At 44.0% G+C, this 6,294-nt stretch carries 7 protein-coding genes; 2 read left to right on the top strand and 5 right to left on the bottom strand.

Annotation, left to right across the window (positions count from 1 at the left end; translation table 11 throughout):
- Nucleotides 1-103: 103 nt before the first annotated feature.
- From E1163_RS24840 to E1163_RS24825, 5 genes are all read right to left on the bottom strand, one after another.
- The gene (locus tag E1163_RS24840) at nucleotides 104-1,525 is read right to left on the bottom strand and encodes a pyridoxal phosphate-dependent decarboxylase family protein (protein WP_155175468.1); all 1,422 of its coding nucleotides are present in this window, start codon (nucleotides 1,523-1,525) and stop codon (nucleotides 104-106) included.
- Nucleotides 1,526-1,528: 3 nt separating this feature from the next.
- On the bottom strand, nucleotides 1,529-1,786 hold the full coding sequence (locus E1163_RS31455; RefSeq protein WP_221418078.1) for a PhzF family phenazine biosynthesis isomerase: 258 nt from the start codon (nucleotides 1,784-1,786) through the stop codon (nucleotides 1,529-1,531).
- 5 nt (nucleotides 1,787-1,791) lie between these two features.
- The gene (locus E1163_RS24835; protein ID WP_221418077.1) at nucleotides 1,792-2,430 is read right to left on the bottom strand and encodes a PhzF family phenazine biosynthesis isomerase; all 639 of its coding nucleotides are present in this window, start codon (nucleotides 2,428-2,430) and stop codon (nucleotides 1,792-1,794) included.
- Nucleotide 2,431: 1 nt separating this feature from the next.
- Entirely contained in the window at nucleotides 2,432-3,322 is an 891-nt protein-coding gene (locus tag E1163_RS24830; RefSeq protein ID WP_155175466.1) for a PhzF family phenazine biosynthesis protein, read from the bottom strand.
- A gap of 62 nt (nucleotides 3,323-3,384) precedes the next feature.
- The gene (locus E1163_RS24825; RefSeq protein WP_155175462.1) at nucleotides 3,385-3,921 is read right to left on the bottom strand and encodes a sigma-70 family RNA polymerase sigma factor; all 537 of its coding nucleotides are present in this window, start codon (nucleotides 3,919-3,921) and stop codon (nucleotides 3,385-3,387) included.
- A gap of 138 nt (nucleotides 3,922-4,059) precedes the next feature.
- Between E1163_RS24825 and E1163_RS24820 the strand changes: the two genes are divergently transcribed.
- Nucleotides 4,060-4,746, top strand: coding sequence for an NUDIX hydrolase (locus tag E1163_RS24820; protein WP_155175458.1), 687 nt, complete (start codon nucleotides 4,060-4,062; stop codon nucleotides 4,744-4,746).
- A gap of 619 nt (nucleotides 4,747-5,365) precedes the next feature.
- Nucleotides 5,366-6,265 carry an NUDIX domain-containing protein gene (locus tag E1163_RS24815; RefSeq protein ID WP_155175456.1) on the top strand — a complete coding sequence of 300 codons (900 nt, stop codon included), beginning with the start codon at nucleotides 5,366-5,368 and terminating at the stop codon, nucleotides 6,263-6,265.
- Nucleotides 6,266-6,294: the final 29 nt, after the last annotated feature.

Below are 6,294 nucleotides of genomic sequence, written 5' to 3'. Positions count from 1 at the left end.
GGGATCTTGCTATATTTTGTGGATATGATTCCACAGTATATTTTTTAGTAAAAATTTGATAAGTGGTTAATCCACCAGACCAGAACCTCCGGTACAATTCTGCTCAAAACCACACTGTAGCAATCTTATTTACCGCAATCAGCATCTCATCCTCCACTATTCTAATATCCATTTCAGATGTCCTCCAGTTGACCAGTGCTGCCCTTACTCCTTTTCTTCCATTGTAAACTGTTGGCGTCATAAACACTTTACCTCTGTCATTTAATGCGTCGAGAAAAGCCTGGGTGCGGTGCGGATCGAGGCCATCTTTGAGAGTAAAACATACCGTATTTAACCTCACTGGTGCCAAAAGCTCAAAGAATTCGCTATTGACAATAAAATCGCCTAATTGTCGGGCCAGCCTGATATTCCTTTCCACGATCTCCCGGTACCCCTGTTTTCCGTAGGCCTTTAGAGTAAACCATGCCGGCAATGCCCTGAACCTCCTGGAGTTTTCGGGCAGGAAATTGAGGTAATTGAAATTTTCCATAGGATCACCCAGGTAGGGAGCATTGGAGTTTTGAAAAGTCTCTACCTGTAGCATCTTGTGCTCTTCCCTAACGAAGAAAAAAGCATTTTCATAAGGCACATTCAGCCATTTGTGGGCATCGATGGTAATGCTGTCTGCATCTTCCCAACCTTTAAGCAAATGGGCATAGCCGGGTGAAAGCGCCGCAAAACCACCAAATGCAGCATCTACGTGCCACCAGAAATTATATTTCTTCCTGAGGTTGGCAATAGCCTGCATATCATCAAAATCAACCGTATTGACCGTGCCGCCGCTCGAGATCAGGATGAAGGGTGTCCCTTCAAGTGCCATTATTTCCTTTTCCAGTTTATCAATATCTATGGCTTCCCGCAAAGGATCAACTGTATCGATCTTTATTATATTGCTACTGCCCAGCCCCAACATGGACAAAGCTTTTATGGAAGACGAATGGGGTACTGCAGAAAGTATTTTAAAATCACCACTCACCCCGTTTTTGGCCACATCTATCCCTTTCTCTTTTCCCAGCCATTGCCGTGCTACGCCCAAACAGGTAAAATTAGACATAGTAGCGCCTGTTACAAATCCTCCCAGATACTCCTCTTTGGGCAAACCGAAAAAGTCGAGGAGCATGTGTATAGCTTCAAACTCAACTATGGCAGAAACATCACCATGACCTTTGGTGGTCTGCGTATTTTGATCATAAATAGTTGCCAGTATATCACCCATTAGTGCCGCCGGGGTTGCCCCTCCTGTTACAAACCCAAAATAGCGGGGTCCTGTAGACGATACCATCAGATCGCTGTACCGCTTTTTAAATTCTGCAAGCGTGGAGGCTCCTCCCTGGCCTACCATGGGCAAACCGGTCCCCTCAGTATCTTTAACTGATACTGAAGTGGGCAGGTTATCAATATCATTCAAATACAACAGGCCTTCGTCAAGTGCCTCTTGCAGCAGGTTGTTCAGAGCCTTTAAATCATTGTTAAGTGTCACATCCATAGGTTAATCAAGTTTGAGGGTGGTTGAAAATACAATAACTGCCGTTCCTTTTATTCTGACTTTAGCAGGTTTACCATTCACAATATCTACCATTACTTTCATGCTTCCCGGCCGCTGCATGGCGTTGCCCTGCGTGGCAGTAAACTGAAATGTAGCGCCATCAGGTTTTACCAAATGATGATGAATAAGGTAAGCTCCCAGAGGCCCATTGGCATTGCCTGTTACCGGGTCTTCTGCTATGCCTATGGCCGGGGCAAACATCCTCCCTAAGTAACATATTCAGGTGAGGTTTGGGTTATGCAAAACACGAAATATCCGTTGCAACTGATCTCCCTGCTCAGTTGTGAAAGCCGGGACAAATCAGGGTTCAACCTATTGATATCATCTTCTTCCTTCAGCGGGATCAAGACTTTGGAATGCCCGGTAGAAACAATTTGTACGGGTGAATGATTGTTGACCATCTCCTTGTTTAGTCCCAATGCCTGAACTATGGTACTCGTGACCAGCTCATCGAGAGGCGATTCAAAAACCGGTGAGGCCTGCTCCATGGTGATCTCATATTCACCTTTAACTTCCTGAACGTGAATGGGCAAAATACCGACCTGGGTCTTTATTTTGATCGTGCCTGTAGGCAAGGCATGTTGCAGCGCATGTACATAAATCGCTGCAATGGTGGCATGTCCGCAAACAGGCACCTCCGCTTTAGGTGTAAAGTACCTGATATGCAGGTCATATTCCTGATCGCCTTTCAGTACAAAGGCTGTCTCCGAGTTGTTCAGCTCCCGCGCTATGTCCAGCATTTCCTGATCGGTGAGCCCGTCAGCCTCAGGCACTACTCCTGCCGGGTTGCCTTTAAACTTCTGGTCTGTAAAGGCATCGACCTGAAATATCTTGAGTGTTCTCATTTCATTTATCTTCATTTCGATCTACTAACACGGTTTTGACTCCTGAAACGTAGCCTCTGCCGCCCGCATAGAGCTTCTCAATACCTTGTGCCGTTATTTTCAACCTTACCGTGATCATGCTTGGCGAAGGGGGAGTCATGTGCTTTCCCTGAGAGATAACCACCTCTTCTGCCTGCACCGCCCCATAGTGATGAAGATAGCAGGCAAGCGGGCCAGCCGCCATACCGGTGGCAGCTTCTTCCTCAATACCGTAGAATGGAGCAAACATTCTCGAAGTGGCATGTGCTGCTGCGTCCTCAGAAGGGCTGTAAACATAGAAACCGATAAGCCCGTACTTTTCGGAAAGACTTTCTATGACCTCTTGCCGGGCTGATATGCTTTTAAGTACATTTTCACTCTTTACAGGCACAATCAGAAAAGAATTGCCTGTATTCACAATTTCGATATCGAAGCCAGGTAGCAGATCCTGTTTGTCCAAGCCTAATGCTAACAGGGTGCTTTCCTTATCTTCCGGCAAAACAGGGATATATTTCGGGGCATCCTGCTCCATAAAGGCACTGGCTCCTTCAAAATAGATCTGCCTTACTCCATCCACCGTTTCTTTCGAGGACGAATCTCCCTTTATTTTTCCCTCCTGTTTTAAATAGGTAAAAGTGGCAATGGTCGCGTGTCCGCAATGTGCTATCTGTTTAGTCGGCGTGAAAAAATCCAGCTTATAATCTGCCATGGCCGATTCAGACACAAACGCTGTCTCAGACAGGCCAACCTGTCCGGCTATTTCGAGTTTTTGTTTGGCAGTAAGGCCATCAGCATTTAGTACCACTCCCGCCGGATTGCCGCCATTATTTTGGCATTCAAAAGCATTAATAATGTGTACATCAATATTTTTCATCAGTCGTATAATTTTGTTTTCACCCGATAGACTGAAGGGCTTCAAAAAAGACCCGGAAATTTTCAAATATTTTTTCCTGTGTAATCTGTGATCTTCCCTGTTTTGTCATATTCAACATTTTCACAGCTAAGGATTGAATCTTTAAGCTTTGACCGGAGCCGCTGCACTTTGTTTTTAGCTCCCGAATACGACATGTCAAGAAATGCTGCCAACTCCTTTTGACTGTACCCTTTGAAATAGGTAAGCAACATCACATCTCTGTCGGCCGGGGAAAGTTTGTTGATTTTACTATTGATGCAATTGCTCAGTGAGCTGTACAGGTCGTCATCCGTTTCCTGGTCAGGCCAGCTTTCGTTATATGCGTTACTTTCTTTAGGCTTCTGCTTAAAATAATCAACTATGGTATTTCTGGTAATCTGATAAACCCAGGAGGTTAGTTTCCCGGCATCGTTTAGCTGATCGATATGGAGATATACTTTGATAAAAACGTCTTGCAGGATATCATCCGCAGCAGTATCACCCTGCACTTTATGAGCTATAAACCGGTAGAGTTCTCCATGAAGATCCTCCCAAATATTTTTAATCTCGGTCTTTTCCATGGTTTTGTTAAACGCAGGTTCAATGGTTTTGACTGATAATCAGTATGTTTTTATTTAAATGATTTGATTAGAAAAACTAATACATGCGATTGTATTTTATTATTTGCGTAATATTTACATAAATAATATCTTTGGCCTATGAGCCTCGATCAGGATATTAAATTAGCAGTAGATGCAGTAGTTTTTGGATATACCTCAAAAGAGGGTTTATCCGTGCTGCTGATCAAACGGGATATTGATCCCTATCAGGGGATGTGGGCATTGCCCGGTGGTTTGGTAAAAAATAATGAATCGCTGGAAGAGGCGGTACAGCGGGAACTTAAGGAAGAAACCGGTATTTCGATCAACTACCTGGAGCAGCTCTACAGCTTTGGCAACCCTGATCGTGATCCGAGAAACCGGGTGGTTTCGATAACCTATTACGGGCTGGTAAAGCCGGATGCATTTGAACTGCACGCCAGCACCGATGCCAGCGATGTGGCCTGGTTTAATGTAAAGAAGCTCCCTCCACTGGCTTTTGACCACAAACGCATCCTGGATGTAGCCATACAAAGGCTCAAAGGCAAGATCACTTACGAACCCATTGGCTTTGAATTGCTTGAAAAGAAATTCCCTTTCTCAGAACTTGAAAAGCTCTACCGGACAGTACTCGACCGACCTGTTGACCGGAGAAACTTCAAAAAGAAGATCTTAAAATTCGGCTTCCTCGAAGAAACGGACGAAAAACAAAACATGACCGGCGCCGGCCGCCCCGGGAACCTGTTCCGCTTCAATGAGAAGAAATATTTCGAGCTGAAGAAAAAGGGGATAACTTTTGAGATTTAAAAATTTTTCTGAAGGCTACCTACCCCCTTCCACATCATTCCTGAATTTTCACAGCGTAATGGAAATAACCAGAATTTCCATTGTTTCTACTTCCCAGCGGATGTCTCTCAAAGAGGACATAACCACATTTTAGCTGTATATATTCGGGTGTCCAGTCTAAGGTGATGACACTGTCCTGATCCGGGGGATTCTGAATATTTTCCATAAAGTTTGCTATTTGTTTTGGAAGTACGAGATGGAAAATTTCAGGATGACGATTACAATCTATTCATCTGCCATAACGATCCCCTCTCTTGTTGGGCGTTTTTATCAACAACTCTATGTTATGCAAGATAGCTTCGTTGGTATTCCATAGCTTCAGTTAAGCTTTACTAATCTTGAAAAGCTTAGTAAAGCAGGTGAAGTCAGGTACCGATCCCCCGGTGTTGTCTCCTGACAGCCCACTTTCTAAGCCTTTATTTAATGTGACAGACATCCTCATCTCAAAAAATATATCCCCTTAATAACTGATTACCAGAGGGTTAATCCTAAATACCCATAAAATGCGTAAATTTTACATAAATTATTTTGCGTTAATGTTACACATATCTATATTTGTGTAACATTAACGCAAAAAAAAATGGAAACAGGAGTTATAATAGCACGGTTTCAGACACCATACCTCCACGAGGGGCATATAGACCTCATCGAAAAGGTGAAAACTAATCATAATAAGCTCATCATTGTGCTGGGTATCAGCCCGGTACCTGGGCGAAAAAATCCTTACGATTACTACACCCGGGAGAAGATGATCAAAAAGGAATATAACGATGTGGTTGTACTGCCTTTGAGCGATCACCCCAGCGATGTGGCATGGTCTGAAAACCTGGATAACCTGTTAAGCAGTGTGTTCCCAACGGAGCAATTTAAATTATACGGCAGCCGCGACAGCTTCATACCCTACTATACCGGTAGGTTTGAGACTGTTGACCTTCCTGAGCATGGCGACTATAACGCCACTGAGCTTAGAAAGAAATACCAGGATCAGATCTTTGATTCCAGGGATTTCAGGGCCGGGATCCTTTATGCATACCACAACCAGTTTAAAAAGGTATACCCTACTGTAGATGTGGCCGTATTTAGGAACGACAAGCAGGAGATATTGCTGGGCAGAAAGGCCAACAGCAGCAAATGGAGACTTGTAGGTGGCTTTGCCGATCCGGAAGATGAAAACTATGAGGTATCTGCCCGACGTGAGTTGCTCGAAGAGTGCGGACAGATTGAAGTGGGCGACATGACTTACGAGACTTCTATGAAAATAGATGACTGGAGATACCGAAGTGATACGGATAAGATCATAACCCTGCTCTTTAGCTGCGATCTTCAGTATGGTACGCCCACGGAGCATGATGACATTGCCGAAGTAAAATGGTTCAAACTTGAAGGAATAGAAAACCTCATCACCAGTGGACAATTCAGCAATGAACATACAGGGCTGATCAGGTTCCTGACCAACAAATACGCAGCAGTTTTAAATTAATTAAAGTCTTACCACAAACATTTATAGCT

The sequence above is a fragment of the Fulvivirga kasyanovii genome, assembly GCF_009711405.1.
Taxonomy (GTDB): Bacteria; Bacteroidota; Bacteroidia; order Cytophagales; family Cyclobacteriaceae; genus Fulvivirga; species Fulvivirga kasyanovii.
The sequence above is the reverse complement of the archived record's forward strand: the minus strand, read 5'-3'. Positions and strand labels throughout refer to the sequence as shown.

Coding starts and splice junctions, on each gene's coding strand:
- E1163_RS24820 (WP_155175458.1), top strand. CDS start 4,060: ATGAGCCTCGATCAGGATATTAAATTAGCAGTAGATGCAGTAGTTTTT.
- E1163_RS31455 (WP_221418078.1), bottom strand. CDS start 1,786: ATGTTTGCCCCGGCCATAGGCATAGCAGAAGACCCGGTAACAGGCAAT.
- E1163_RS24835 (WP_221418077.1), bottom strand. CDS start 2,430: ATGAGAACACTCAAGATATTTCAGGTCGATGCCTTTACAGACCAGAAG.
- E1163_RS24815 (WP_155175456.1), top strand. CDS start 5,366: ATGGAAACAGGAGTTATAATAGCACGGTTTCAGACACCATACCTCCAC.
- E1163_RS24830 (WP_155175466.1), bottom strand. CDS start 3,322: ATGAAAAATATTGATGTACACATTATTAATGCTTTTGAATGCCAAAAT.
- E1163_RS24825 (WP_155175462.1), bottom strand. CDS start 3,921: ATGGAAAAGACCGAGATTAAAAATATTTGGGAGGATCTTCATGGAGAA.
- E1163_RS24840 (WP_155175468.1), bottom strand. CDS start 1,525: ATGGATGTGACACTTAACAATGATTTAAAGGCTCTGAACAACCTGCTG.